Here is a 24,839-nt window from a genome sequence, read left to right on the forward strand (position 1 = left end):
GTGTCGCGGCCACGCTGCACCCTGCTCAGTGCGCCTCATCCCAATTGTTGCCGACGCCGACTTCCACCAGCAGCGGCACGTCCAGTTTCGCCGCTTCGCTCATGTGCAGGCGAATCTCGGTGCTGACCTGCCCGACCAGATCCTCGCGAACCTCCAGCACCAGTTCATCGTGCACTTGCAGGATGACCCGGGCATCCAGCCCCGACGTCGCCAGCCAGTTGTCCACGGCGACCATGGCTTTCTTGATGATGTCCGCCGCCGTGCCCTGCATCGGCGCGTTGATCGCCGTGCGTTCTGCGGCGGCGCGTTCCTGCGGCTTGTTCGAGTTGATCTCCGGCAGGTACAGGCGACGACCGAAGAACGTTTCGACGTAGCCCTGATCGGCCGCCTGTGCGCGAGTGCGCTCCATGTACTCGCGTACGCCTGGATAACGGGCGAAGTAAGTATCGATGTAAGCCTTGGCGGTCTTGGTGTCGACGCCGATGTCCTTGCCGAGCTTCTGCGCGCCCATGCCATAGATCAGACCGAAGTTGATCGCCTTGGCGCTGCGGCGCTGGTCCGAGGTCACTTGCTCAAGCTCGACCTTGAACACTTCGGCGGCGGTCGCGGTGTGCACGTCGAGGTTGTTGCGGAAGGCGTTCATCAGGCCTTCGTCGCGGGACAGGTGCGCCATGATCCGCAACTCGATTTGCGAGTAGTCCGCCGCCAGCAGTTTGTAACCCTTCGGCGCGACGAACGCCTGACGAATGCGCCGGCCTTCGGCGGTGCGCACCGGGATGTTCTGCAGGTTCGGATCACTGGAGGACAAGCGACCGGTCGAAGCCACGGCTTGATGATAGGACGTGTGGATGCGCCCGGTGCGCGGGTTGATCTGCTCGGGCAGGCGATCGGTGTAAGTGCTTTTCAGCTTGCTCATCGAACGGTGCTCCATCAGCACTTTCGGCAAGCGGTGATCGTCTTCGGCGAGTTTCGCCAGCACTTCTTCAGCGGTGGACGGCTGGCCTTTGGCAGTTTTCTTCAGCACCGGCAGGCCAAGCTTTTCATAGAGGATCACGCCCAGTTGCTTGGGCGAGCCGAGGTTGAATTCCTCCCCGGCAATCTCGAAGGCCTCTCGCTCGAGCGCGACCATTTTGTTGCCCAGCTCGATGCTCTGGATCCCGAGCAGCTCGGCATCGACGAACGCGCCCTGGCGCTCGATGCGCGCCAGCACCGGTACCAGCGGGATTTCGATGTCGGTCAGCACGCTGGCCAGGCTCGGAATCGCGCTTAGCTTCTCGAACAGAGCCTGGTGCAGACGCAGGGTGATGTCGGCATCTTCGGCGGCGTAGGGACCGGCCTGTTCCAGGGCGATCTGGTCGAAGGTCAGTTGCTTGGCACCTTTGCCGGCGATGTCCTGAAAGCTCACCGTGGTGTGGTCGAGGTACTTCTGCGCGAGGCTGTCCATATCGTGACGGGTCGCGGTGGAGTTGAGCACGTACGACTCAAGCATGGTGTCGAAGGCGATGCCGCGCACGCTGATGCCTTCGTTCTGGTCGCCGCCGATGGCGCAGTTGGCCAGAATATTCATGTCGAACTTGGCGTGCTGGCCGACCTTGAGCTTGTTCGGGTCTTCCAGGATCGGCTTGAGTGCGCGCAGCACGGTGTCGCGATCCAGTTGCTCCGGTACGCCGATGTAGGAGTGGGTCAGCGGAATGTAGGCGGCTTCGTTGGCCTGTACGGCGAACGACAGACCGACCAGTTGTGCCCGCTGCGCGTCGATGCCGGTGGTTTCGGTGTCGAAAGCGATCAGCTTGGCGTTGCGCAGTTTTTCCAGCCAGACGTCAAAGCGGGCCTGATCGAGGATGGTTTCATACGCGGCTTCGACCGGAGCAGCGGCTGCCTCGGCGGGTGGGGCGCTGAACAGATCATGGGTGGGCGCAGGTTCGGCAACCGCACTCAGTTCCAGGCGTTTGGCATCGCGATCGAGGTCGTTGAGCCAGCTCTTGAATTCCAGCAGGGTGTAGAGCTCGTAGAGTCTGGCCGGGTCTTCCTGACCCATCTGCAGATCATCGAGGCCGATATCCAGCGGCACATCGATCTTGATGGTTGCCAGTTGATAGGAGAGGAAAGCCATTTCCTTGTGCTCTTCGAGCTTGGCCACCAGGGTTTTCGCCCCACGAATCGGCAGGGTCGGCACGATGTCGAGGTTGGCGTACAGCTCGGTCAGACCGCCGTTAACGCCGACCAGCAGCCCGGACGCCGTCTTCGGGCCGATGCCCGGCACGCCCGGAATGTTGTCGGAGGAATCGCCCATCAGCGCCAGATAATCGATGATCTGCTCCGGTGCGACGCCAAATTTCTCTTTGACGCCCTCCACATCCATCGAACTACCGGACATGGTATTGACCAAGGTAATGTGGCCGTCGACCAATTGCGCCATGTCCTTGTCACCGGTGGAGATGATCACCGGGCGGTCCGCCGCCGCGCTGCTGCGCGCCAGGGTGCCGATCACGTCGTCGGCCTCGACGCCGTCCACGCACAGCAGCGGGAAGCCGAGGGCGATCACGCTCTGGTGCAGCGGCTCGATCTGCACGCGCATGTCATCGGGCATGCTCGGGCGGTTGGCCTTGTATTCGGCGTACATCTCATCGCGAAATGTCCCGCCCTTGGCGTCGAACACCACGGCGAAGGGGCTGTCCGGGTACTGCTTGCGCAGACTCTTGAGCATGTTCAGCACGCCTTTGACCGCACCGGTCGGCAGGCCTTTGGACGTGGTCAGTGGTGGCAGTGCATGAAAGGCGCGGTACAGGTAAGACGAACCGTCCACCAGGACGAGGGGGGCTTGGCTCATGAGCAGGATCAACCTTTTCGGCGGGTCCGGGGCTAGAATAGCGGGACCGTTGACGACAAAGGGACAAGGTTATCATGCGTACGTTAAATCGCTTGCTGCTGGTCGGGTTGATCGCTGTCTCACCACTGGTCGCGATCGCGGCGGATGATGCGCCGGGCGGCGACCCCGATGTCACTATCCGCACGGAGGGCGACAAGACCATTCAGGAGTACCGTCAGAACGGTTTGCTGTATGCGATAAAGGTCACGCCAAAGAATGGGAAACCTTATTTTCTGGTGCGCGCCGACGGGACGGATGCCAATTTCATCCGCTCGGATCAGCCGGATATGCTGATCCCGTCATGGAAGATCTTCGAATGGAAGTAGGTTTTTAATTCACCCGGCGCCGCCGTTGCGGCGCCCGTACTGGCAGTTAAGACATGTCTGTGTTCACTCCCCTGGCTCGGCCCGAGCTGGAAACCTTTCTCGCCCCATACGGGCTTGGCCGCCTGCTTGATTTCCAGGGGATCGCCGCCGGCAGCGAAAACACCAACTTCTTTATCAGCCTGGAGCAGGGCGAATTCGTTCTGACCCTGGTCGAGCGCGGTCCGGTGCAGGAGATGCCGTTCTTCATCGACCTGCTCGACGTGCTGCACGAAGCCGACCTGCCGGTGCCGTATGCCCTGCGCACCAGTGACGGCGTGGCGTTGCGTGAACTCAAAGGCAAGCCAGCGCTGCTGCAACCGCGCCTGTCGGGCAAGCACATCAAGGTCGCCAATGCCCAGCATTGCGCCCAGGTCGGCGAATTGCAGGCACATCTGCACCTGGCGACCCAGGGCGAGCGCATGATCAAGCGCAAGACCGATCGCGGTCTGGACTGGATGCTGGAGGAGGGCGGCGAGTTGTTGTCCCACTTGAGCGAAGAGCCGCAGGCCTTGCTGCAAAAGGCGCTGGACGAAATCACCGCGCAGAAGGAAAGAATTCTCGCGCTGCCGCGGGCAAACATCCACGCCGATCTGTTCCGCGACAACGCGATGTTCGAAGGCACGCACCTGACCGGGTTGATCGACTTCTACAATGCCTGCTCGGGGCCGATGCTGTACGACGTGGCAATCGCGTTGAACGACTGGTGCTCGGATGAAGCGGGTGTGATCGATGGCCCGCGGGCCCGAGCGTTTCTCGGTGCCTACGCCGCGCTGCGCCCATTCACGGCGGCGGAAGCTGAACTGTGGCCGACGATGCTGCGCGTGGCTTGTGTGCGGTTCTGGCTGTCACGCTTGATCGCCGCCGAGCAGTTCGCCGGGCAGGACGTGTTGATTCACGATCCGCGGGAGTTCGAGCAGCGACTGGCACAGCGGCAGAAGGTCAGCACACCGTTGCCTTTCGCCCTTTAAAAGCATCGCGAGCAGGCTCACTCCTACAAGGGAATGCATTCCAAATGTAGGAGTGAGCCTGCTCGCGATTGAGGCGAAGCCGAATCAGCCCTAAAGCGATTCCAGGCATCCGGCCAGATCATCGCCGAGTTTTTCCAGCACCTGCTCATACCCCTGAGCCGTCGCCGGGGTGTACCCACCCAGCGCATCCAGCTCGGCCAGTTTCACCGGCAAACCGGCCACCAGCGTTTCCGCCAGACGCGGACGCAACGGTGGCTCGCTGAATACGCAAGTCTTGCCCACTTCCTGCAAGCGCTTGCGCATCGCCGCCACATGCTGAGCGCCTGGCTGCACTTCAGCCGCGACGGCGAACACCCCGGCGTGCTTCAAGCCGTAAGCGTCTTCGAAATAATCAAACGCCTCGTGAAAGACGAAGTACGGCTTGCCTTCGACATTGGCCAGACGCTTCTTCAAGCGCTGATCCAGCGCACCCAGACGTTCATCGAAGGCTTTGGCGTTGCTCTGATAACGCTGGGCATTGGCCGGGTCGGCGGCGCTGAGATCGGCGGCCATTTTGTCGGCGATCACCCGGGCGTTGATCGGTGACAGCCATAAGTGCGCGTCCAGCGAGCCGGGGCGATGGTCGTGGTCATGCTCATCGGCCTCTTCGGCGTGGGAATGGTTGTCTGCGCCGAAATGGCGCAATTTCAGCCCCGGCAGATCCTGCACCGCGACACTCGGCAGGCTGCGACCGCTGAGCACCCGCGGCAGGAAGCCTTCCATGTCCGGGCCGATCCAGTAAAGCAGATCGACCGACTGCACCTTCCGTACGTCGGAGGGGCGCAGGGCGTAATTGTGCGGCGAGGCACCCGGTGGCAACAGCACCTCGGGAGTCGCCACGCCGTCCTGCACGGCAGCGGCAATCAACTGCAACGGTTTGATGCTGGTGAGCACTTTGACCTCGGCCTGAGCCGTACCGGTCAGCAGAAAAACGGCAACAAAGGCCACAAAAACAGAAAAAAGTCGGGACACGATGACCACTCAAGGAAGCGAGAACGGGTAACATAATAACGTCTCCAGCAAATCTCGTCGCCGCTCATGCCTATTACACCGATTGCCAGCCGTCCCCACGATCACTCCCATTGCGTGCACAGCGCTTTGTCCGAGGCCGATACCTTGTGCGCGCAGAAAGGTTTGCGTCTGACCGCTCTGCGCCGCCGCGTGCTGGAATTGGTCTGGCAGAGCCACAAGCCACTGGGTGCCTACGACATCCTCGCCGTGCTCAGCGAGCAGGACGGCCGCCGGGCCGCGCCGCCGACCGTGTACCGCGCGCTGGATTTCCTCCTGGAAAACGGCCTGGTTCATCGCATCTCGTCGCTCAACGCCTTTGTCGGCTGCGTGCATCCGGAGCATGCGCATCAGGGTCAGTTCCTGATCTGCCGCGACTGTCACGCCGCTATCGAACTTGAGCAAAAAGTGATCAGCGACGCAATCATCAGCAGCGCCAAAGACGTCGGCTTCATCGTCGAAGCGCAGACGGTCGAAGTGGTCGGCCTGTGCGCCGGTTGCCAGGGGGCCTGATGAGCAATGCGCTGATCCGTCTGGAGCAGGTCGCCGTCACGTTTGCCGGGCAGACTGTGCTGGACAACATCGAGCTGAGCGTCGAGCCGGGGCAGATCGTCACCCTGATCGGTCCCAACGGTGCCGGCAAGACCACGCTGGTGCGCGCCGTGCTCGGGCTGTTGAAGCCGAACAGCGGCAGCGTCTGGCGCAAGCCGAAACTGCGCGTCGGCTACATGCCGCAGAAGCTGCACGTCGATCCGACGCTGCCGCTGTCAGTCCTGCGGTTTCTGCGCCTGGTACCCGGTGTGGATCGCCCGCGTGCCTTGGCGGCATTGAAGGAAGTCGGCGCCGAACACGTGATCGACAGCCCGGTGCAGAGTGTTTCCGGCGGCGAAATGCAGCGCGTGCTGCTGGCTCGGGCCCTGCTGCGTGAGCCTGAGCTGCTGGTGCTCGACGAACCGGTGCAGGGCGTCGACGTGGCTGGGCAGGCCGAGCTCTACAGCCTGATCACCCGTCTGCGCGACCGCCACGGTTGCGGCGTGCTGATGGTGTCCCACGATTTGCATCTGGTGATGAGCACCACCGATCAGGTGGTCTGCCTCAACCGCCACGTCTGCTGCTCTGGGCATCCCGAGCAGGTCAGCGGTGATCCGGCATTCGTCGAGCTGTTCGGCAAGAATGCGCCGAGCCTGGCGATCTATCACCACCATCACGACCACGCCCACGACCTGCACGGTTCGGTGGTCAAAGGCCCGCTGGGCGGGCAACCTCATGTTCATGGAGACGGCTGCAAGCATGGCTGATTTTCTCTTGTATGCCCTGCTTGCAGGTCTGGCGCTGGCGCTGGTGGCCGGGCCGCTTGGCTCGTTTGTGGTGTGGCGGCGCATGGCCTATTTCGGCGACACCCTGTCCCACGCCGCGCTGCTCGGCGTGGCACTGGGCTTTCTGCTGGATGTCAGCCCGACTGTAGCGGTGACGGTCGGGTGCCTGCTGCTGGCGGTGCTGCTGGTGACCCTGCAACAGCGCCAGCCACTGGCGTCTGACACGCTGTTGGGAATTCTTGCACCGAGCACGCTCTCTCTCGGCCTGGTGGTACTAAGCTTCATGCATGAAGTGCGGATCGACCTGATGGCCTATCTGTTTGGCGATCTGCTGGCGATCAGTCCGAGCGACCTGGCGTGGATCCTCGGCGGCACCGCGGCGGTGCTGGTGTTGCTGGTGACGCTGTGGCGGCCGCTGCTGGCGGTCACCGTGCACGAAGAACTGGCGCGGGTCGAGGGCCTGCCGGTGGCCGGTCTGCGCTTGGCACTGATGTTGTTGATCGCGGTGGTGATCGCAGTGGCGATGAAAATCGTCGGGGTATTGTTGATCACTTCGCTGCTGATCATTCCGGCCGCTGCGGCACAGCGTCACGCCCGTTCGCCGGAGCAGATGGCCCTGGGCGCGAGCCTGCTGGGCATGCTCGCGGTGTGCGGCGGGCTGGCGTTGTCATGGTTCAAGGACACCCCGGCGGGGCCGTCGATCGTGGTGACGGCGGCCGCGCTGTTTCTGTTGAGTTTTGTTCTGCCCCGTCGTGGGGTGTAGACTTGGCCGCTTTTTGCGCAATTAGAGAGTCGCAGGAATGAAGCCGTTCGCCTCCCGTTATCTGCTCCTTGTCGCATTTTCAGTGCTGCTGGGCGCCTGCCAAAGCACGCCGCCGGTGGCTGAAGTCCCGGATGCGCGGGCTACGGCCATCGCACAGCTGGAGCAAAGCCTGGCCAGCAGCGAACTGGCCACCGCCGAAGACCAGTTGGCCGCGTTGCAGGCCGAAACCCCTAACGATCAATCCCTCGAGCAGTATCAGCGGCAGTTGGCGGAGGCGTACCTGCGCCGCAGCCAGATCGTCCTGCAGAAAGGTGATGTCAACGCTGCCGCCACTGCATTGAGCCGTGCCCGCGCCTTGATGCCCAAGGCCCCCGCGCTGACTGGCGGTGTCAACGGCGCGATCACTGAAGCGCGCAAGGCCGAGCTGGAAAAGGCTGAAGCCGCGCTGCTGGCTGCCGAGGCCCGGCCGAAAGCCAAGGTCATCGACCCCACTGCCGAGAGCACCACGGTTGCGCTGAACATTGGTGATATTCACAAGCTGCAACGCCAACTCGATGCGATTGCCGCCGATGTGGTGAATTATGAGTGCGCCGTCAGCATCCAGGCCCCACGCACCGCGGATTATCCGTGGCTGGCGACCTTGCTGACCAAGCGAGTGAAGAAGCTCGATCCTGACTTTGATTTGCAGATCGAGAAGCAGATTTTGCGCACGGTGCCGGCGCAGATGGTGTTGAGCCCGCGTAAACCCTAAAAAAGCTTCGCGAGCAGGCTCGCTCCCACAGGTGCAACAGCGTACCTGTGGGAGCGATCCTGCTCGCGAAAGCGTCCTCTCAGCCAATAAAGATCTTAAGCCGGAATCGCCTTGGCCTTAGGCTCCCGCGCCCAGACCCGATGCTCGCCAATCGCGGCGAAGAACGGCTTGGTCAACGCGCCGACATCAGCGCCCTGCAACAACCCCGCATCCGCATCCAGCTTCAACAAGTCCTGCAATTGCTTGGCCTCGCCGTGCAGTGCGATCGCCTTCAGGTGCTTGTACGCTTCGAGCAGGTAATGCAGCGCCACACCGTCACCGCTCAACGCGGTAATCGACGCTGCGCCACCCGGTACGAACACCGCATCGAACGCAATTGAAGGCATGCCTTCCATCGACGCATCCACCGGCAATGCCTTGCCGTCAGCGGTCTTCACTGGCGCCGAGGTCGGGCCAAGTAGTTTCGCGTGGGCGCCTTCGGCTTCAAGTGCTTTCTTCATCGCATCGATGGCCGCAGCGTCAACACCGTTGGCAGCAAGGATCGCCACTTTGCGCGTCTTGATATTGCCGGGCAGCAGGTTGGCCTGGCTCAGCGCTGGCGACTGCTCAAGCGAGGTCTTGCGCACTTCGACCGTGCCTTTGGCTGGCGCCGGCAAACCGAGGTTCTCCGCCACGCGTTTGGCCAGGGTCAGGTCGATATTGGCGAGGATCTCGTTCACTTCACGTGCACGGATGAACTCACGCTCGACCTTGCCCAGTTCGAAGCTGTACGCGGCGATGATGTGCTCTTTCTCATGGTCGCTCATGCTGTTGAAGAACAGCCGCGCCTGAGAGAAGTGATCGCTGAACGACTCACTACGCTGACGGATCTTCGCGGCGTCGATGCGCTCTGGATAGCTCTCGAAACCACCGTCCTGTGCCGCCGGCGGGGTCTCTTTCGGCCAGCCGCCGTCGATCGAGTTCGGCTCGTAGGAAGCGCGGCCCTTGTCGATAGTGGTGCGGTGTTGCGCGTCGCGCTGGCCGTTGTGGAACGGCGCGACCGGACGGTTGATCGGCAGCTCATGGAAGTTCGGCCCGCCGAGCCGGCTGATCTGCGTATCGGTGTAGGAAAACAGCCGACCTTGCAGCAGCGGGTCATTGGAGAAGTCGATACCCGGCACGATGTGGCCCGGGCAGAAGGCGACCTGTTCGGTTTCCGCGAAGAAGTTGTCCGGGTTGCGATTCAGGGTCATTTTGCCCAGCGGGGTGATCGGCACGATTTCTTCGGGAATGATCTTGGTCGGGTCGAGGATGTCGAAGTCGAAGTCGTGTTCATTCTCTTCTTCGACGATCTGCACGCCCAGTTCCCATTCCGGGTAGTCACCCATCTCGATCGCTTCCCACAGGTCGCGACGGTGGTAGTCGGTATCTTTCCCGGCGAGCTTCTGCGCCTCGTCCCACACCAGCGAACAGGTGCCGGCGGTTGGGCGCCAGTGGAATTTGACGAAGCGCGACTTACCCTCGGCATTGATCAGGCGGAAGGTGTGCACGCCGAAACCCTGCATGCTGCGCAGGCTTTTCGGGATGGCCCGGTCGGACATTGCCCAGATCACCATGTGCGCAGATTCCGGCACCAGCGAAACGAAGTCCCAGAACGTGTCGTGAGCCGAGCCGCCGGTGGGGATTTCATTGTGCGGCTCGGGTTTCACCGCGTGCACGAAATCAGGAAACTTGATCGCGTCCTGAATGAAGAACACTGGCATGTTGTTGCCGACCAGATCGAAGTTGCCTTCGTCGGTGAAGAATTTCACTGCAAAGCCGCGCACGTCTCGCACGGTATCGCCGGAACCCCGTGGCCCCTGCACCGTGGAAAAGCGCACGAACACTGGCGTCTTCTTGCCCGGATCCTGTAGGAAACCAGCCTTGGTCAGCGCTGCATGGTTCTCGTAGGTCTGAAAGAAACCGTGGGCGCCGGTACCGCGTGCGTGGACGATGCGCTCCGGAATCCGCTCATGGTCAAAGTGCGTGATCTTTTCACGCATGATGAAATCTTCCAGCAGCGACGGCCCGCGCGGCCCGGCTTTGAGGGTGTTCTGGTTGTCCGCGATCTTCACGCCCTGATTGGTGCGCAGGGCCTGACCGGTGGCGTCTGAACGGAACTCTTCCAGGCTGTCGAGCTTGGCGTTGGTGTTGGCGCGATCCGGGGTATCGGTCCCGGCCATTTCGCTTTTATCGGGTGCAGGCTTTTTGATGCTCATCAGACGTAAACTCCTCGTTTGGCCCCGGATGCCTTCCGCAGACCCTTGAGTGATTCCCGGGCACGGCACCCAGGGTTTCAAGTCGCTTAAGTAGTGACTGATGAGCGTTTCAGCCGTTCCGTTTATCTGACCTTTGATCGCGTTATTGCCAAATCGAAGGATAATTGCGAAATAAATGCTAAGAACCTCTATACGGACAGGCTAAAATGCGCGCCCGGCTAACCGCTGATCCTTTTCCAACGCGCCCCACAAGGTTCGCTACGTGATCGAGTTTCAAAACGTCCACAAGACTTACCGCGTCGCCGGTAAGGATATTCCCGCGCTGCACCCGACCAGTCTCGCCATCGAGAACGGCCAGGTGTTCGGCCTGATTGGCCATTCCGGTGCGGGCAAAAGTACCCTGCTGCGTCTGATCAATCGCCTGGAAGATTCCAGTGGCGGCAAGATCATCGTCGACGGCGAAGAAGTCACTGCACTGGACGCCAATGGCTTGCGCCGTTTCCGTCAGCAGGTCGGGATGATCTTCCAGCACTTCAACCTGCTCGCCTCCAAGACAGTCGCCGACAACGTTGCCTTGCCGCTGACCCTGGCCGGTGAGCTGTCGAGCAGTGAAATCAACCAACGCGTCGCCGAGTTGCTGGCGCGGGTCGGTCTGTCCGACCACGCGAAGAAGTACCCGGCGCAATTGTCCGGCGGCCAGAAACAGCGCGTCGGCATCGCCCGTGCGCTGGCGACCAAACCGAAGATCCTGCTGTGCGACGAGGCCACCAGCGCCCTCGACCCGCAGACCACCGCGTCGGTCCTGCAGCTGCTGGCGGAAATCAACCGCGAACTGAAACTGACCATCGTCCTGATCACCCACGAGATGGACGTGATCCGTCGCGTCTGCGACCAGGTCGCGGTGATGGACGCCGGCGTGATCGTCGAGCAGGGGCCGGTGGCCGATGTGTTCCTGCATCCGCAGCATCCGACCACCAAGCGTTTCGTCCAGGAAAGCGAGCAGATCGACGAGAGCGAACAGCGCGACGATTTCGCCCATGTACCCGGGCGCATCGTGCGCCTGACCTTCCAGGGCGAAGCGACCTACGCGCCGCTGCTCGGCACCGTCGCCCGGGAAACCGGCGTTGACTACAGCATCCTTGCCGGTCGCATCGACCGAATCAAAGACATTCCGTACGGGCAACTGACCCTCGCTGTCACCGGTGGCGACATGGAGGCGGCGTTTGCCCGCTTCACCGCCGCTGACGTTCACATGGAGGTGTTGCGCTAATGGCTGATCTGATGAGTTTCTTCGCCAATATCGACTGGTACGAAATCTGGCTGGCGACTGGCGACACCATGCTGATGCTCGGCGGTTCGCTGCTGTTCACCGTGCTGCTCGGCCTGCCGCTGGGCGTGCTGCTGTTTCTCTGCAGCCCGCGTCAGTTGCTGGAGAACCGTGGCCTCTACGCCGTGCTGTCGCTGGTGGTGAACATTTTGCGTTCGCTGCCGTTCATCATCCTGCTGATCGTGATGATCCCGTTCACCGTGCTGATTACCGGCACCTCGCTGGGCGTGGCCGGGGCGATTCCGCCGCTGGTGGTCGGCGCCACGCCGTTCTTCGCGCGTCTGGTGGAAACCGCGCTGCGCGAAGTCGACCGCGGCATCATCGAAGCGACCCAGTCGATGGGCGCGACCACGCGGCAGATCATCATGAACGCCTTGTTGCCGGAAGCCCGTCCGGGCATCTTCGCAGCGATTACGGTGACAGCGATTACACTGGTGTCCTACACGGCGATGGCCGGTGTGGTTGGCGCTGGTGGTCTGGGTGACCTGGCGATCCGTTTCGGCTACCAGCGTTTCCAGACCGACGTGATGATCGTCACCGTGGTGCTGCTGCTGATTCTGGTGCAGGTGCTGCAAATGGTCGGCGACCGTCTGGTCGTGCATTTCTCGCGCAAATAACTGGTTTCGATCATCTAGAGAGGCGCTGGCCAAGATGGCGGGCGCCCTGAACAGGAGTTAGCTGAATGAAAAAACTGATCGCTGCTTTCGCTGCCGTTGCTGCGTTCTCGGCCCACGCCGAAACCCTGACCGTCGCCGCCACCCCGGTGCCGCACGCGGAAATCCTTGAGTTCGTGAAGCCGGCCCTGGCCAAAGAAGGCGTGGATCTTAAGGTCAAGGTCTTCACCGACTACATTCAGCCGAACGTACAGGTTGCGGAAAAGCGCCTCGACGCCAACTTCTTCCAGCACCAGCCGTACCTTGATGAGTTCAACAAGGCCAAGGGCACTGATCTGGTCGCTGTGACCGGCGTGCACCTGGAACCGCTGGGTGCGTACTCGAGCAAGCTTAAAAAAATCGAAGAGCTGCCTAGCGGTGCGAACGTGGTAATCCCGAACGACGCCACCAACGGCGGCCGTGCACTGATGCTGCTGGCCAAGGCGGGCGTGATCACCCTGAAGGACCCGACCAATATCCTGTCGACCCTCAAGGACATCGCGACGAACCCGAAAGACCTGAAATTCCGTGAACTGGAAGCCGCAACCATTCCGCGTGTGCTGACCCAGGTCGATCTGGCACTGATCAACACCAACTATGCGCTGGAAGCCAAGCTCGACCCGTCCAAGGATGCGCTGGTGATCGAAGGCAACGACTCGCCGTACGTAAACATCCTCGTGTCCCGCCCGGACAACAAGGACAGCGACGCGATGAAGAAACTGGCTGCAGCCCTGCACAGCCCGGAAGTGAAGCAGTTCATTACCGAGAAGTACAAAGGCGCGGTATTGCCGGCGTTCTGATTTGGGTTGCTGCAATGAAAAAGGGGCGCATTTATATGCGCCCCTTTTTTTGTCTGATGCTTGGCTTTAGAGCTGTTGTGAAGCGACCCCTCACCCCAGCCCTCTCCCGGAGGGAGAGGGGGCCGACCGAGATGTCTTGCGCTATGCATCGACCTGAAAGATCGAGTCGATTATGGATTCGGCACAGCACATCGACCTGACCGATCTTGGCGATTATGGATTCAAAGCAGGACGTTCAATTCGGTGTGGCTCCCCAATATCCCCCAATCAGTCCCCTCTCCCTCTGGGAGAGGGCTAGGGTGAGGGGCTTTTCGCTCTTCAGCTTTTATTTGCGGTTAAGCATCACCGGAAGTTGCGCAACCAGTTTGGCGTTATTCAACGGTGCCCGAATAAACCCACGCTGCGTCCCGTCCGGCCCGATCACCGCCAGATTGCCGCTATGATCGACGGTGTAATTCGGCTTACTGGTATCCGCCGGAATAAACGGAATACTCACCGCGTTCGCGACCTTCTGCAGCTCTTCAATCGAGGTCGGTGTCAGGCCGACAAACTGCGGATCAAAATAGCCCAGATACTGCTTCAACTGCTTCGGGTTATCGCGGTTGGGGTCAACGCTGACCAGCACGATCTGCAACTTGTCCACAGCGTCTTTCGGCAATTCGCTCTTGATCTGTCGCAGTTGTGCCAGCGTGGTCGGGCAGATGTCCGGGCAGAAGGTGTAGCCGAAGAACAACAGGCTCCACTTGCCTTTCAGCTCATCGATCGCAACCGGTTTGCCGTCCTGATCGGTCATGGTCACGTCCGGCAGGTTGCGGCTCTGCGGCAGCAGGATGATCCCGGCGTCGATCAGTGCCGTGGGGTCGCCCTGGCCTTTGCCGCTCAGCACCTTGTTGACGGTAAGCCCGAGGATCAACGCGATCACGGCGACGAGGATGAAGACGGTTTTCTGGGTTCGGGTCATAGGTTCAACAGTAAGTAGTGGTCTACGAGCAGGGCGATGAACAACAGGAACAAGTACCAGATAGAGTACTTGAAGGTGTTGATCGCCGCGTGCGGTCGACTGCCACGGTACAGCACCACGGCCCATTGCAGAAACCTCGCGCCCAGGGCCAGCGCGCAGATCAGGTAGAGCCCGCCGCTCATGTGAATCACGTAGGGCAGCAGACTCACCGCCAGCAGCGCAAAGGTGTACAGCAGAATGTGCACTTTGGTGTAGTGCTCGCCGTGAGTGACCGGCAGCATCGGAATATCCGCCTTGGCATATTCTTCCTTGCGATGAATCGCCAGCGCCCAGAAATGCGGCGGGGTCCAGGCGAAGATGATCAGCACCAGCAACAGCGGTTCGGCGCTGACATGGCCGGTGGCGGCGGTCCAACCGAGCAGCGGTGGGGCTGCGCCCGCGAGGCCGCCGATGACGATGTTCTGCGGCGTCGCACGTTTGAGAAAACCGGTGTAGACCACCGCGTAACCGAGCAGCGATGCGAGGGTCAGCCACGCGGTCAGCTGATTGGTGAAGGTCAGCAGCAGCGCCTGTCCGAGCAACGCTAGCACCAGGGCGAAGGTCAGCGCCGCCGCCGGTGAAACCCGGCCTTCGGCCAGCGGACGTTTGTGCGTGCGCGCCATTACCGCATCGATGCGCCGATCGACCACATGATTGACCGCCGCCGCACCACCGGCACACAAGGCGATGCCCAGATTGCCAAACACCAGCACTGTCCACGGTACGCCCGCGCGGGTGGCGAGGAACATGCCGACCAGCGAGGTGATCAGCATCAGCACCACGACTTTCGGTTTGGTCAGCTCCAGATAATCGCGCCACAGCGCTTGCGCCGGACGCTCGCCGATCAGACTCGCCATGGAGTTTCTCCTTTCAATGCGATGGGCGCGACGGCGGGTTTGTGCGCACTGAAGCGCCAGCGCGCGAGTACCGGTTGGGTCACCCGCAACAGGCTGGTGCGCGCGTGATAATTGACCAGCACCAAGGTTAGCAACAGCGCGGCCCCGCCGGCGTTATGGGCGACGGCCACCGGCAGCGGCAGATGGAACAGCACATTGCTGATGCCGAGGGTGATCTGCGCGGCGAGGGCGATCAGCACCAGCCCGGCCAGGCGCGTCATGCCGACCATCTTCAATTGCCAGGCCAGACCGAGCAGCACGACCGTCACCAGCAGAGCGCCGATGCGGTGGGTCAGGTGAATCGCCGTGCGCGCGTCGCTATCCAGTTGGCCGCCGAGATAATTCGGACCGATGTGCTGGGTCAGGTGAAAACCGTTGGCGAAATCCGCCGGCGGCAGCCATTGGCCATGGCAGGTGGGGAAGTCGATGCACGCCACCGCTGCGTAATTGGAGCTGACCCAGCCGCCCAACGCGATCTGGCCGATCACCAGCAACAGACCCGCCGTCGCCCAATATTGCAGGCGCTTGGGCACGGTCAGCGCTGGCAGCACGCCGGACAACCTCAGCGTCAACAGAAACAGCAGACTCAACGTGGCGAAACCGCCGAGCAAATGCCCGGTGACCACTTGCGGCCAGAGCTTGAGCGTCACCGTCCACATGCCGAACGCCGCCTGGGCGATGACGACTGCCAGCAGAAACAGCGGCAACTTTACCGGTTGCCCCGGATCGCGACGATTGACCCACGCGCGCCCGGCCAGCACTGAAATGAGCAAACCGAGGGTGCCGGCGAAGTAGCGGTGGATCATCTCGTTCCAGCCCTTGTGCGCCTCCACCGGCGCATCAGGGAAATGCAGTTCGGCATGGGCCAGTTGCGCCTCGCTTTTCGGCACGCTGATAAACCCGTAGCAGCCCGGCCAGTCCGGGCAGCCGAGGCCGGCGTGGGTCAGGCGGGTGTAGGCACCGAGCAGCACCACAACCAGTGCCAGCAGGGTGGCAAACAGCGCGAGGCGAAATCCAGGTTTGGCCATGACGATGCCCTTATCCGATGTTCGACAGTTTCAGCAGATGACGCAGGTCGTTGAGCAGATCCTTGCCCTTCACATTCGGCTCGTAACGCAATACCAGATTGCCGTGGGGGTCGACGATCCACAGCTGCGGCACGGCTTTGTCGCCGGTGGTCCTGGCAAACACCCCGGCATCCAGTGGGTAACGCTGCAGTTGCGGGTATTCACGGTCGAGCTTGGCGGCGTAGTCGGTGCTCAAAGGTTGCGCGGCGGCGAGGGCGTGGCTGGCGCGCCCGGCTTCGCGGCCGAGGCTGATCTGGATCTGCCGCGCCAGATACACCAGTTGCTGGCAATCGACAGCGCAGTCCTTCGGCGCCGTGACCAGAATCTGCCAGCGCTGCTCATCGGCCTGCACGCCAAGGTCGGCGCGGGTCTGGCCGTTGCCGATCAGTTCGCCGTGGTAGCTGCGCCCTTCCGGCACCCAGAACTGCAATTTGTACATGCCGGTGGCGAGGAGCATCGGCCCGACCACACCGAGCACAATCAACAGCAACTGAATGCGCCCGCGCCGGCGGCTGGGGGCAGGTTTGGCCTCAGACATGCTGAGTGGATTCATGGCGCTTCCCATGGCGTTTCTCCTTTGCGTTGTGCCAGCCCAAATAGAGATAGAGACCGAGCAACGCCGTGGCCATGGCGAACCATTGCACGGCATAGCCGAGGTGTTTTTCCGGGCCCATCGCGACCACCGGCCAGTCCGTTTGATAGCTGGCCGGGCCGGGTTCGGCGCGCAGCTCAAAGGCGAAACCGTCGCGCTCCAGGGTCTGCCACAATTTGCTCGGCTCGACGGCGGTGATGGTTTGCGGCCAGACACTGCTGACCGGGTCGGCGTGCAACTGAAACGTCGCGCCGGGGGCGACGTACACCCAGGCATCGAGCGTCAGCGTCTCGGCGGGTGTCGTGAATTGCGGCGGCACACGCCGGTCGGGCCAAGGCAACCAGCCGCGATTGACCAGCAGCCACAGACCGCTGCGTTGATCCTGAAACGGTTGCAGCAATTCAACGCCGACCTTGCCGCCACGCTGGCGGTTGTCGAGCAACAGGGTATGGGCGGGGTCGAACTGACCGTGCAGGCGCACGCGGCGATAAGCCGGGTCGGCGCTGCCGAGCAATTCACTGCTGGCCATCGGTTCGCCTACCCGACGTTCGGCGTAACTGGCGAGCAGCGCAGTTTTCTCCGCGCCCCGGCCCAGTTGCCAGAAGCCCAGCGCAACCATCAGCGGCAGCAACAGTGCCACCACGACAGTGGGAATCACGCCCGGGCGAAAGCGCTTCATGGCCGCGCCATAAAGTCAGTCACCGCGATCGCTATACTCAAGTGCATCGCCTGTCCCCCGGAGTCTTGCCATGTTCAAAGCAGCGATCGTCCTGATGCTGATTGCCACGGTCGTCAGCCTGTTCAGCGGCCTGTTTTTCCTGGTCAAGGACGACAGCAGCTCCAATCGCCTGGTCATCGCCCTGAGTGTTCGGGTGGCCCTGGCCGTCGTCACCGTCGGCCTGATGGCCTGGGGTTTCTACAGCGGCCAGTTGGTGTCCCATGCGCCGTGGTAGCTGCAAGCGGCAAGCGGCAAGCTACAAGTTGGAAGCCATCCCGCTTTGACTTGAAGCTTGCAGCTCGCCACTTGCAGCTGCTGTCAAAGCACATAAACGAAGAAGAACAAGCCGATCCAGACCACGTCGACGAAGTGCCAATACCAGCTCGCCGCTTCAAAGCCGAACTGGTGCTCGTTGTCGAAATGGCCCTTCATGATCCGCATCAGCATCACGAACAGGATGATCGTGCCGATGGTCACGTGGGCGCCGTGGAACCCGGTGAGCATGAAGAACGTCGCGCCGTAGATGCCGGAGCCGAGGGTCAGCCCCAGCTCCTTGTAGGCGTGGATGTATTCCTCGGCCTGGAAACCGAGGAACGCGATGCCCAGCAGCACGGTAATCGCCAGCCACAGTTTCAGCGCGCCGCGATGGCCTTTCTTCAGCGCATGGTGGGCGATGGTGATGGTCACGCTGGAGCTGACCAGCAGGATCGTGTTGAGCAGCGGCAGGCCCCACGGGCTGATGACGTCCTTGGGCGGCGGGAACAGTTTCGGGTCTGGCGTGTGCAGCAGCGGCCAGACGAATTCGAAGTTCGGCCAGAGCATGTGCGCGATGCCTTTCGGTCCTTCACCGCCCAGCGCCGGCCCGGATACGTGGCGCACGTAGAACAGCGCGCCGAAGAAGGCGACGAAGAACATCACTTCGGAAAAGATGAACCAGCTCATGCCCCAGCGGAACGAGCGATCCAGTTGCGGGCTGTACAACCCTGCGCGACTTTCCTTGATCACCGCACCGAACCAGCCGAACAGCATGTACGCCAGCAGCAGGCCGCCGACGAAAAAGATCAGCGGGCCGTGGGATTCCGGACGCGCGGCCTTCAGATCGTTGAACCAGGTGGCGAGGCCGTACACGGTGACGAACATCCCGACCGTGGCGACGATCGGCCATTTGCTCTGGGCCGGGACGTAATAATGCTCACGAGTTGCCATTTATTGTTCTCCTTATCGGGCACGCTCAACCGCCAGTGTTAACAGCCACCGGAGGATGTCGGGCGGTGATATCGAACAGCGTGTAGGACAGCGTCAGGTGCTTCACTTCCTTGGGCATGTCGCGGTCAACGATGAAACGCACGGGCATCTCGATCTGTTCACCGGGCTGCAGCACCTGCTGGGTAAAACAAAAGCATTCGGTCTTGTGGAAAAACGCCGCCGCATTGCTCGGCGCGATGCTGGGCACCGCTTGCGCACTCATCGGTTTGTCGGTGGGATTGCGCGCGATGAATACCATCTCGTTGACCGCGCCGGGGTTGGCCGTAAGCTCGTCATGTTTTGGGTAAAAGTCCCAGGGCATGTCGGCGGTGTTGGTCGACAGGAACTGCACACGGACCTGGCGCGAGGTGTCGACCACTTGCTCGCCTTCGTACTGACCGCCGGTCTTGCCGTTGATGCCGAAGGCTTTGCACATCACGTCGTAGATCGGCACCAGCGCGAAACCGAAGACGAACATCGCCACTACCACCAGCAGCAGGCGAGTGACGAGTTTCTTCAGCGAGATCGAGTCAGCCATGGTTCATGCCTCCTCCGAAACTGCGAGCAAGCTTTTGTGGCGAGGGAGCTTGCTCCCGCTTGGGTGCGCAGCGCCCACAGAATCTTTGGGGCTGCTGCGCAACCCAGCGGGAGCAAGCTCCCTCGCCACAGGGGATGTGGTAGCAGAAGAGCGTTTCATTTCACTTCCGGCGGTGTGGTGAAGGTGTGATACGGCGCCGGTGACGGCACGCTCCACTCCAGCCCTTCGGCGCCATCCCACGGTTTGGCCGGGGCCGGTTCGCCGCCACGGATGGTCTTGATGACGATGAACAGGAAAAAGATCTGCGTGGCGCCGAACATGAACGCGCCGATCGACGAGACCATGTTGAAGTCGGCGAACTGCAGGTTGTAGTCCGGAATCCGTCGCGGCATCCCGGCCAGCCCGACGAAGTGCATCGGGAAGAAGGTCAGGTTCATGCCGACGAACGACAGCCAGAAATGCAGCTTGCCGAGGGTTTCGTCGTACATGTGCCCGGTCCATTTCGGCAGCCAGTAATAGGCCGAGGCGAAGATGCCGAAGATCGCCCCGGGCACCAGCACATAGTGGAAGTGCGCGACCACGAAGTAGGTGTCCTGATACTGGAAGTCCGCCGGGGCGATCGCCAGCATCAGCCCGGAGAAACCGCCGATCGAGAACAGGATGACGAACGCCACGGCAAACAGCATCGGTGTCTCGAAGGTCATCGAGCCTTGCCACATGGTGCTCGCCCAGTTGAAGACTTTCACCCCGGTCGGCACGGCGATCAGCATGGTCGCGTACATGAAGAACAACTCGCCCACCAGCGGAATGCCGACCACGAACATGTGGTGCGCCCAGACGATGAACGAAAGGAACGCGATGCTCGCCGTGGCGTAGACCATCGAGGTGTAGCCGAACAGCGGCTTGCGCGCGAAGGTCGGGATGATCTGGCTGACCGCGCCGAACGCCGGCAGGATCATGATGTACACCTCGGGGTGGCCGAAGAACCAGAACACATGCTGGAACAGCACCGGGTCACCACCGCCGGCAGCGCTGAAGAAACTGGTGCCGAAGTGGATGTCCATGAGCATCATCGTCACGCACCCGGCGAGCACCGGCATCACTGCGATCAGCAGGAACGCGGTGATCAGCCAGGTCCAGACGAACAGCGGCATTTTCATCAGGGTCATGCCGGGTGCGCGCAGGTTGAGGATGGTTGCGACCACGTTGATCGCGCCCATGATCGAACTGATCCCCATCAAGTGGATGGCGAAGATGAAGAACGTCACGCTTTCCGGCGCATAGGTCGTCGACAGCGGCGCGTAAAAGGTCCAGCCGAAATTCGGCCCGCCACCGGGGGTAAACAGCGTCGAGACCAGCAGCAGGAATGCTGCCGGCAACAGCCAGAAGCTGAAGTTGTTCATCCGCGGCAGGGCCATGTCCGGCGCGCCGACCATCAGCGGGATCATCCAGTTGGCGAGGCCGACGAACGCCGGCATCACCGCACCGAACACCATGACCAGGCCGTGCATGGTGGTCATCTGGTTGAAGAATTCCGGCTGCACGATCTGCAGGCCGGGCTGGAACAACTCGGCGCGAATGACCATGGCGAACGAGCCGCCGAGCAGGAACATGCAGAAGGCAAACCACAGGTACAGCGTGCCGATGTCCTTGTGGTTGGTGGTCAGCACCCAGCGCATCAGGCCTTTGGCGGGGCCGTGGGCGTGGTCGGCGTGACCGTGGTCATCGATGACAGCGCTCATGGCCGGTCTCCTTCACGAAAGTGCACGGGGCAGGCCGGGACGTGCTGCCCCGACCGGTTCACTGAGTACGCAATTGACCGGCTCATTTGCTTTCCGCCTGTTTCAGCTCCAGCACTTCTTTTGGCGTGACCATGTCGCCCTTATTGTTGCCCCAGGCGTTACGTTCATAGGTCACGACCGCTGCGATATCGACTTCCGACAGCTGTTTGCCGAACGCCGCCATGGCGGTGCCGGGTTTGCCGTGGAAGACAATGCCCAGGTGATCCTTGATCGGCCCGGTGGCGATTTTCGAGCCCTTGAGCGCCGGGAACATCGGCGGCAGACCCTGGCCTTCAGCCTGGTGACAGGCCACGCAAGTGGTGTGGTAGACCTTGTCGCCGCGCTCCTTGAGCTCGTCGAGGGTCCACTCCTTGCTGGTCAGTTCTTTGAGTTGCGCGGCCTCGGCCTTGCGCTCGGCGAGCCATTTTTCGTAATCGGCCGGTTCCTTGACCTCGACCACGATCGGCATGAAGCCGTGATCCTTGCCGCACAATTCGGCGCACTGGCCACGGTAGAGGCCGGGCTTGTCGATCCGCGTCCAGGCTTCGTTGACGAATCCCGGGATCGCATCGCGCTTGACCGCAAACGCCGGTACCCACCAGGAGTGAATGACGTCGGCCGAGGTCACCAGAAAGCGCACCTTGGCGCCGGTCGGCAGCACCAGCGGCTTATCGACTTCGAGCAGGTAATGCTCGCCTTTGGCTTCCTTGTTGTGGATCTGCTCGGCGGGGGTGGCCAGGTTGCTGAAGAACTCGACGTCCTGGCCCAGGTATTTGTAGTGCCACTTCCACTGATAACCGGTGATCTGGATATCGATGTCCGGCTCGCTGGTGTCGTACATCTTGATCAGCGTCGCGGTGGCGGGGACGGCCATGGCCACGAGGATCAGCAGCGGCACGATGGTCCACATGATCTCGACGCCGGTGCTTTCATGGAATTTCGCCGCGACCTGGCCGGTGGAGCGGCGGTGCACCATCATCGACCAGAGCATGGCGCCGAAGACGACCACCCCGATCACCACACAGATCCAGAAAATGGTCATGTGCAGGTCGAATACTGCGTGACTGATTTCAGTCGCTCCAGGCGCCATATTCACAGTCCAGGCCGCATTGGCAGGGCTGAAAATCGACCACAACAGGAGGCCCATCCAGACATGTGGATGTCGCATCATTGCGGGTTCCCCTTATCGTTCTTGTTATCCCGCCGGCGTATCGCCTGCGGCAAGGGAGCGGCTGCATCAGACTACGAACTTGAATCGCCGGGCCTTGCTGCGGGTGCAGTCGGGCGTCATCAGCTAACTCCATTCATTGGCGAGTATAGACAGCGCCCGGGAAATGCAACTTGCGCAGGTAAATGAGCTGCAACAACTGGCGCTTGCGTTCAAGTGCCCGATTGGAGAAGGATGCAGACGAGTGGTGGCAAATGGATATAACGCAGCTGCATCAAGGATGAAATAATTATGACAAATGCGTCTTAGCGTTTTTTGTAAGCCAGCTAAGTTATGTCTTCCCTATTTCACTGCCTTGTTTCCTGGAGTTTTCATGAACACCGCCGCATTGCGCGAGCAGATCCAAAAAGCCCAACAGCACGAAAAAGACACCGGCCTGCTGACCCGTCAGCTGGAAAGCAAGCTGCCTCACCTGCACCCGGCGATCCAGTTGCCGGAAGCCGACGCCCAGGGCGTGCTGACGCGTTTTGTCGCCGCCTACATCGATGAAGTACCCGACCTGCTGGACGCAGCCAATGAAGTCGCCAGGGAAGCGGGAATCGAATCGCAGATCAAACCGGTGCTGAAAATCGCCGAGCAGTATTTCCTCCAGCCGCCGGCGATCATGGCCGGACATGTCGGCCTGGACAGCCTGCTCGACGAAGCCTACCTGGCGCACCGTTTTGTCGAAGAGGTCAACGACCTGTACATCAAACACTTCGGCCAGCCATTGATCCCGTTGGACATGACGGTCGCCAACCTGATTGCTCACCAGTTGATCGGTGAGGAGTTCGCCAATCAACTGGACGAGGCGGTGCATCACGCGATTGACGAGATGCTCAACGACGAGAGTTTTGCCCTGGAGTCGGTAGAAGCCTACCGCGAAAAACTCAGCAGCCCGGACACCGGCGCGGCGTGGAAACGCTGGCCATGCATGAGCCGCCGGTTGGGCGTGGGGCTGGAGCTGGATCAGCCCGCCGCCTGAGTCATACACGATCCAATGTAGGAGTGAGCCTGCTCGCGATAGCGGTGGATCAATCAACGAAGATGTTGAATGTTCCATCGCCATCGCGAGCAGGCTCACTCCTACAGGGGTCGAGTTCAACCCGGAGATTTATCCTGCCGCACCAATCCCGGTATTGGTCCGAACCCGCCCCTCAAGCCTGCGCTTCAACCCGCGCGACTCGATCAACAGCTTCGAACCCTTCGCCGCATTCGCCCGGCCCCATTCTTCCAGCAATTCCAGGCACGAATGGTCGATGTAACTCAGGTTGTTCAGCGGCACATGCACCGTGGTGCCGTGAGGGATGCTGCCCAGCACTTGCGTCAGCGCCGGCACTTTGAGGAACGTCGCTGCACCCACCAGACGCAGTTCCATCTCGCCGTCCTGCGGCAGGTCGATCAGGCTGATCTTCAGACGCGAAGCCTTGAATGCCAGCTTCAACATGGTCAGACCAAAGCCGATCAGTACACCGGTGAGCAGGTCAGTGAAGATGATCGCCAACGCTGTGGCGGCATAGGTGAACATCGGCATCCGTCCGTAACGGCCGAGACCTCGGAAGGCTTTGAGGTCGACCAGTTTGAAACCGGTATACACCAGCACACCCGCCAGGCTCGCCACCGGAATGCTCTGCAGCACACTTGACAGCAACAACACGAATGCCAGCAGCCACAGGCCATGGAAAATCGTCGAATAACGTGTGGTCGCCCCGGCCTGGACGTTGGCCGAGCTGCGCACGATCACCCCAGTCATCGGCAACGCGCCGACCAGACCGCAGAGCATGTTGCCGACACCTTGCGCCGACAGCTCACGGTCGAAATCCGAACGCACACCGCTGTGCATGCGATCCACCGCTGCGGCGGACAACAGAGTTTCGGCGCTGGCGATAAACGCCACGGCGAACGCAGCAATCAGCAGGGTCGGGTCGGCCAGATTCATCAGGTCGGCAGGTTTCAGCCAATCGATCGCCTCGGCCAGATTCGCCGGTACCTCCACGCGCTTGACCTGCAACGCCAGCATCAGGCTCGCCACTGTGGCCAGACCCACACCGAGCAATGCGCCGGGAATGAAGCGCAGCGAATGCGGGCGGAATTTTTCCCACAGCCACATCACGGCAATCGTCGACAGACCGAGCAGACCGGCTTGCCAGCCGAACGATGGCAAGGCTTGCGCCACGGCTGCCGGGAACGCCGTGAGGTTGTCCAGACCTGACGGTTGCGGCTTGGCATCGAGCATCACATGCACCTGTGACAGCACGATCAACACGCCAATGCCCGCGAGCATGCCGTAGACCACCGCTGGCGCCGTCACCCGGAACCAGCAGCCAAGCTTCAGACGTCCGGCGACCAGTTGCAGAAATCCGGCGAGCAGCAGAATCGGCCCGAGCATCTCGATGCCGTGCTGGCGCACCAGTTCGAAAACCAACACCGCCAGCCCCGCCGCCGGACCGCTGACCTGCAACGGCGAACCCGCCAGCCAACCGACCACCAGACCACCGATGATGCCGGTGATCAGACCCTTGGCCGGCGGCAGCCCTGACGCAATCGCGATGCCCATGCACAGCGGCAGGGCGACCAGAAACACAACCACGGAGGCGAGCAGCTCCCGTGGCAACACAGCTTTCAATTGAGCCGCACGCATGGCGATTCTCCCGAAGTTTTCTTCAGGCGTGGCGAGGCCGGGCCGCTGAATCAGCGGC

General features: G+C 61.5%; 24 protein-coding genes. 11 read left to right on the forward strand and 13 right to left on the reverse strand.

Annotation, left to right across the window (positions count from 1 at the left end; genetic code table 11):
• Nucleotides 1-25: 25 nt before the first annotated feature.
• Nucleotides 26-2,830, reverse strand: coding sequence for a DNA polymerase I (polA, locus tag DCO47_RS05295; protein ID WP_116657652.1), 2,805 nt, complete (start codon nucleotides 2,828-2,830; stop codon nucleotides 26-28).
• 74 nt (nucleotides 2,831-2,904) lie between these two features.
• Between polA and DCO47_RS05300 the strand changes: the two genes are divergently transcribed.
• Nucleotides 2,905-3,195 (forward strand): DUF2782 domain-containing protein, encoded by a 291-nt coding sequence (locus DCO47_RS05300; RefSeq protein WP_116657653.1) that lies wholly within the window; start codon nucleotides 2,905-2,907, stop codon nucleotides 3,193-3,195.
• Between the two features lie 53 nt (nucleotides 3,196-3,248).
• Complete coding sequence (locus DCO47_RS05305) at nucleotides 3,249-4,202, forward strand: homoserine kinase (protein ID WP_065616456.1); 954 nt, start codon at nucleotides 3,249-3,251, stop codon at nucleotides 4,200-4,202.
• Nucleotides 4,203-4,292: 90 nt separating this feature from the next.
• Here DCO47_RS05305 and DCO47_RS05310 read toward each other — a convergent pair whose 3' ends face one another.
• Nucleotides 4,293-5,213 carry a zinc ABC transporter substrate-binding protein ZnuA gene (locus tag DCO47_RS05310; RefSeq protein WP_116657673.1) on the reverse strand — a complete coding sequence of 307 codons (921 nt, stop codon included), beginning with the start codon at nucleotides 5,211-5,213 and terminating at the stop codon, nucleotides 4,293-4,295.
• 66 nt (nucleotides 5,214-5,279) lie between these two features.
• On the opposite strand from DCO47_RS05310, the gene DCO47_RS05315 reads away from it, so the two are divergent.
• The 4 genes from DCO47_RS05315 to DCO47_RS05330 are packed head-to-tail and all read left to right on the forward strand — an operon-like array spanning nucleotide 5,280 to nucleotide 8,079.
• Complete coding sequence (locus tag DCO47_RS05315) at nucleotides 5,280-5,762, forward strand: Fur family transcriptional regulator (RefSeq protein WP_042608298.1); 483 nt, start codon at nucleotides 5,280-5,282, stop codon at nucleotides 5,760-5,762.
• Nucleotides 5,762-6,547, forward strand: a complete 786-nt coding sequence (gene znuC, locus DCO47_RS05320) for a zinc ABC transporter ATP-binding protein ZnuC (protein WP_101159662.1) — start codon at nucleotides 5,762-5,764, stop codon at nucleotides 6,545-6,547. The genes DCO47_RS05315 and znuC overlap by 1 nt, the downstream gene beginning before the upstream one ends.
• Nucleotides 6,540-7,328, forward strand: coding sequence for a zinc ABC transporter permease subunit ZnuB (gene znuB / locus DCO47_RS05325; protein ID WP_016772340.1), 789 nt, complete (start codon nucleotides 6,540-6,542; stop codon nucleotides 7,326-7,328). Before znuC ends, znuB begins: the two co-directional genes overlap by 8 nt.
• Before the next feature lie 37 nt (nucleotides 7,329-7,365).
• On the forward strand, nucleotides 7,366-8,079 hold the full coding sequence (locus DCO47_RS05330; RefSeq protein WP_042608299.1) for a PA5502 family lipoprotein: 714 nt from the start codon (nucleotides 7,366-7,368) through the stop codon (nucleotides 8,077-8,079).
• Between the two features lie 95 nt (nucleotides 8,080-8,174).
• Here the strand turns inward: DCO47_RS05330 and katE are convergent, their stop codons facing one another.
• Entirely contained in the window at nucleotides 8,175-10,316 is a 2,142-nt protein-coding gene (gene katE, locus DCO47_RS05335; RefSeq protein ID WP_024014993.1) for a catalase HPII, read from the reverse strand.
• A 262-nt stretch (nucleotides 10,317-10,578) separates the two neighbouring features.
• On the opposite strand from katE, the gene DCO47_RS05340 reads away from it, so the two are divergent.
• The 3 genes from DCO47_RS05340 (at nucleotide 10,579) to DCO47_RS05350 (ending at nucleotide 13,096) form a co-directional block, all read left to right on the forward strand.
• Entirely contained in the window at nucleotides 10,579-11,586 is a 1,008-nt protein-coding gene (locus DCO47_RS05340) for a methionine ABC transporter ATP-binding protein (protein WP_016772338.1), read from the forward strand.
• Nucleotides 11,586-12,260, forward strand: coding sequence for a methionine ABC transporter permease (locus DCO47_RS05345; protein ID WP_016772337.1), 675 nt, complete (start codon nucleotides 11,586-11,588; stop codon nucleotides 12,258-12,260). The genes DCO47_RS05340 and DCO47_RS05345 overlap by 1 nt, the downstream gene beginning before the upstream one ends.
• Before the next feature lie 65 nt (nucleotides 12,261-12,325).
• Nucleotides 12,326-13,096: a MetQ/NlpA family ABC transporter substrate-binding protein gene (locus DCO47_RS05350; RefSeq protein ID WP_042609011.1), complete on the forward strand. Its 771-nt coding sequence runs from the start codon at nucleotides 12,326-12,328 to the stop codon at nucleotides 13,094-13,096.
• 325 nt (nucleotides 13,097-13,421) lie between these two features.
• On the opposite strand, the gene DCO47_RS05355 is transcribed toward DCO47_RS05350, so the two are convergent.
• From DCO47_RS05355 to DCO47_RS05375, 5 genes are read right to left on the reverse strand one after another with little or no spacing between them, the layout of a single operon-like run.
• Nucleotides 13,422-14,057, reverse strand: a complete 636-nt coding sequence (locus DCO47_RS05355; protein ID WP_083353913.1) for an SCO family protein — start codon at nucleotides 14,055-14,057, stop codon at nucleotides 13,422-13,424.
• The gene (cyoE, locus tag DCO47_RS05360; RefSeq protein ID WP_116657654.1) at nucleotides 14,054-14,953 is read right to left on the reverse strand and encodes a heme o synthase; all 900 of its coding nucleotides are present in this window, start codon (nucleotides 14,951-14,953) and stop codon (nucleotides 14,054-14,056) included. Before cyoE ends, DCO47_RS05355 begins: the two co-directional genes overlap by 4 nt.
• Nucleotides 14,941-16,020 (reverse strand): heme A synthase, encoded by a 1,080-nt coding sequence (locus DCO47_RS05365; RefSeq protein WP_042609008.1) that lies wholly within the window; start codon nucleotides 16,018-16,020, stop codon nucleotides 14,941-14,943. The genes cyoE and DCO47_RS05365 overlap by 13 nt, the downstream gene beginning before the upstream one ends.
• 10 nt (nucleotides 16,021-16,030) lie before the next feature.
• Nucleotides 16,031-16,624: a hypothetical protein gene (locus DCO47_RS05370; RefSeq protein ID WP_116657655.1), complete on the reverse strand. Its 594-nt coding sequence runs from the start codon at nucleotides 16,622-16,624 to the stop codon at nucleotides 16,031-16,033.
• Nucleotides 16,590-17,330 carry an SURF1 family protein gene (locus tag DCO47_RS05375; RefSeq protein WP_116657656.1) on the reverse strand — a complete coding sequence of 247 codons (741 nt, stop codon included), beginning with the start codon at nucleotides 17,328-17,330 and terminating at the stop codon, nucleotides 16,590-16,592. Before DCO47_RS05375 ends, DCO47_RS05370 begins: the two co-directional genes overlap by 35 nt.
• A gap of 70 nt (nucleotides 17,331-17,400) precedes the next feature.
• Between DCO47_RS05375 and DCO47_RS05380 the strand changes: the two genes are divergently transcribed.
• Nucleotides 17,401-17,604 carry a twin transmembrane helix small protein gene (locus DCO47_RS05380; protein WP_016772330.1) on the forward strand — a complete coding sequence of 68 codons (204 nt, stop codon included), beginning with the start codon at nucleotides 17,401-17,403 and terminating at the stop codon, nucleotides 17,602-17,604.
• Between the two features lie 83 nt (nucleotides 17,605-17,687).
• On the opposite strand, the gene DCO47_RS05385 is transcribed toward DCO47_RS05380, so the two are convergent.
• The 4 genes from DCO47_RS05385 to coxB form a co-directional block, all read right to left on the reverse strand.
• Nucleotides 17,688-18,575, reverse strand: a complete 888-nt coding sequence (locus tag DCO47_RS05385; RefSeq protein ID WP_116657657.1) for a cytochrome c oxidase subunit 3 — start codon at nucleotides 18,573-18,575, stop codon at nucleotides 17,688-17,690.
• A gap of 25 nt (nucleotides 18,576-18,600) precedes the next feature.
• Entirely contained in the window at nucleotides 18,601-19,152 is a 552-nt protein-coding gene (locus tag DCO47_RS05390; RefSeq protein ID WP_039757111.1) for a cytochrome c oxidase assembly protein, read from the reverse strand.
• Nucleotides 19,153-19,307: 155 nt separating this feature from the next.
• Nucleotides 19,308-20,894, reverse strand: coding sequence for a cytochrome c oxidase subunit I (ctaD, locus tag DCO47_RS05395; protein WP_042609004.1), 1,587 nt, complete (start codon nucleotides 20,892-20,894; stop codon nucleotides 19,308-19,310).
• Between the two features lie 82 nt (nucleotides 20,895-20,976).
• A complete protein-coding gene (coxB, locus tag DCO47_RS05400; RefSeq protein ID WP_042609003.1) occupies nucleotides 20,977-22,104 on the reverse strand; it encodes a cytochrome c oxidase subunit II in 1,128 nt (375 codons plus the stop codon).
• A 370-nt stretch (nucleotides 22,105-22,474) separates the two neighbouring features.
• Here coxB and DCO47_RS05405 point away from each other — a divergent pair, with 370 nt between their 5' ends.
• The gene (locus DCO47_RS05405) at nucleotides 22,475-23,125 is read left to right on the forward strand and encodes a hypothetical protein (protein ID WP_042609002.1); all 651 of its coding nucleotides are present in this window, start codon (nucleotides 22,475-22,477) and stop codon (nucleotides 23,123-23,125) included.
• A gap of 129 nt (nucleotides 23,126-23,254) precedes the next feature.
• Here DCO47_RS05405 and DCO47_RS05410 read toward each other — a convergent pair whose 3' ends face one another.
• The gene (locus tag DCO47_RS05410; protein ID WP_116657658.1) at nucleotides 23,255-24,781 is read right to left on the reverse strand and encodes a SulP family inorganic anion transporter; all 1,527 of its coding nucleotides are present in this window, start codon (nucleotides 24,779-24,781) and stop codon (nucleotides 23,255-23,257) included.
• Between the last annotated feature and the right edge of the window lie 58 nt (nucleotides 24,782-24,839).

This window comes from Pseudomonas sp. NDM (assembly GCF_003105095.1).
GTDB lineage: Bacteria > Pseudomonadota > Gammaproteobacteria > Pseudomonadales > Pseudomonadaceae > Aquipseudomonas > Aquipseudomonas moraviensis_A.

Coding starts and splice junctions, on each gene's coding strand:
- polA (WP_116657652.1), bottom strand. CDS start 2,830: ATGAGCCAAGCCCCCCTCGTCCTGGTGGACGGTTCGTCTTACCTGTAC.
- DCO47_RS05300 (WP_116657653.1), top strand. CDS start 2,905: ATGCGTACGTTAAATCGCTTGCTGCTGGTCGGGTTGATCGCTGTCTCA.
- DCO47_RS05305 (WP_065616456.1), top strand. CDS start 3,249: ATGTCTGTGTTCACTCCCCTGGCTCGGCCCGAGCTGGAAACCTTTCTC.
- DCO47_RS05315 (WP_042608298.1), top strand. CDS start 5,280: ATGCCTATTACACCGATTGCCAGCCGTCCCCACGATCACTCCCATTGC.
- znuC (WP_101159662.1), top strand. CDS start 5,762: ATGAGCAATGCGCTGATCCGTCTGGAGCAGGTCGCCGTCACGTTTGCC.
- znuB (WP_016772340.1), top strand. CDS start 6,540: ATGGCTGATTTTCTCTTGTATGCCCTGCTTGCAGGTCTGGCGCTGGCG.
- DCO47_RS05330 (WP_042608299.1), top strand. CDS start 7,366: ATGAAGCCGTTCGCCTCCCGTTATCTGCTCCTTGTCGCATTTTCAGTG.
- katE (WP_024014993.1), bottom strand. CDS start 10,316: ATGAGCATCAAAAAGCCTGCACCCGATAAAAGCGAAATGGCCGGGACC.
- DCO47_RS05345 (WP_016772337.1), top strand. CDS start 11,586: ATGGCTGATCTGATGAGTTTCTTCGCCAATATCGACTGGTACGAAATC.
- DCO47_RS05350 (WP_042609011.1), top strand. CDS start 12,326: ATGAAAAAACTGATCGCTGCTTTCGCTGCCGTTGCTGCGTTCTCGGCC.
- DCO47_RS05355 (WP_083353913.1), bottom strand. CDS start 14,057: ATGACCCGAACCCAGAAAACCGTCTTCATCCTCGTCGCCGTGATCGCG.
- cyoE (WP_116657654.1), bottom strand. CDS start 14,953: ATGGCGAGTCTGATCGGCGAGCGTCCGGCGCAAGCGCTGTGGCGCGAT.
- DCO47_RS05365 (WP_042609008.1), bottom strand. CDS start 16,020: ATGGCCAAACCTGGATTTCGCCTCGCGCTGTTTGCCACCCTGCTGGCA.
- DCO47_RS05370 (WP_116657655.1), bottom strand. CDS start 16,624: ATGGGAAGCGCCATGAATCCACTCAGCATGTCTGAGGCCAAACCTGCC.
- DCO47_RS05375 (WP_116657656.1), bottom strand. CDS start 17,330: ATGAAGCGCTTTCGCCCGGGCGTGATTCCCACTGTCGTGGTGGCACTG.
- DCO47_RS05380 (WP_016772330.1), top strand. CDS start 17,401: ATGTTCAAAGCAGCGATCGTCCTGATGCTGATTGCCACGGTCGTCAGC.
- DCO47_RS05385 (WP_116657657.1), bottom strand. CDS start 18,575: ATGGCAACTCGTGAGCATTATTACGTCCCGGCCCAGAGCAAATGGCCG.
- DCO47_RS05390 (WP_039757111.1), bottom strand. CDS start 19,152: ATGGCTGACTCGATCTCGCTGAAGAAACTCGTCACTCGCCTGCTGCTG.
- ctaD (WP_042609004.1), bottom strand. CDS start 20,894: ATGAGCGCTGTCATCGATGACCACGGTCACGCCGACCACGCCCACGGC.
- coxB (WP_042609003.1), bottom strand. CDS start 22,104: ATGATGCGACATCCACATGTCTGGATGGGCCTCCTGTTGTGGTCGATT.
- DCO47_RS05405 (WP_042609002.1), top strand. CDS start 22,475: ATGAACACCGCCGCATTGCGCGAGCAGATCCAAAAAGCCCAACAGCAC.
- DCO47_RS05410 (WP_116657658.1), bottom strand. CDS start 24,781: ATGCGTGCGGCTCAATTGAAAGCTGTGTTGCCACGGGAGCTGCTCGCC.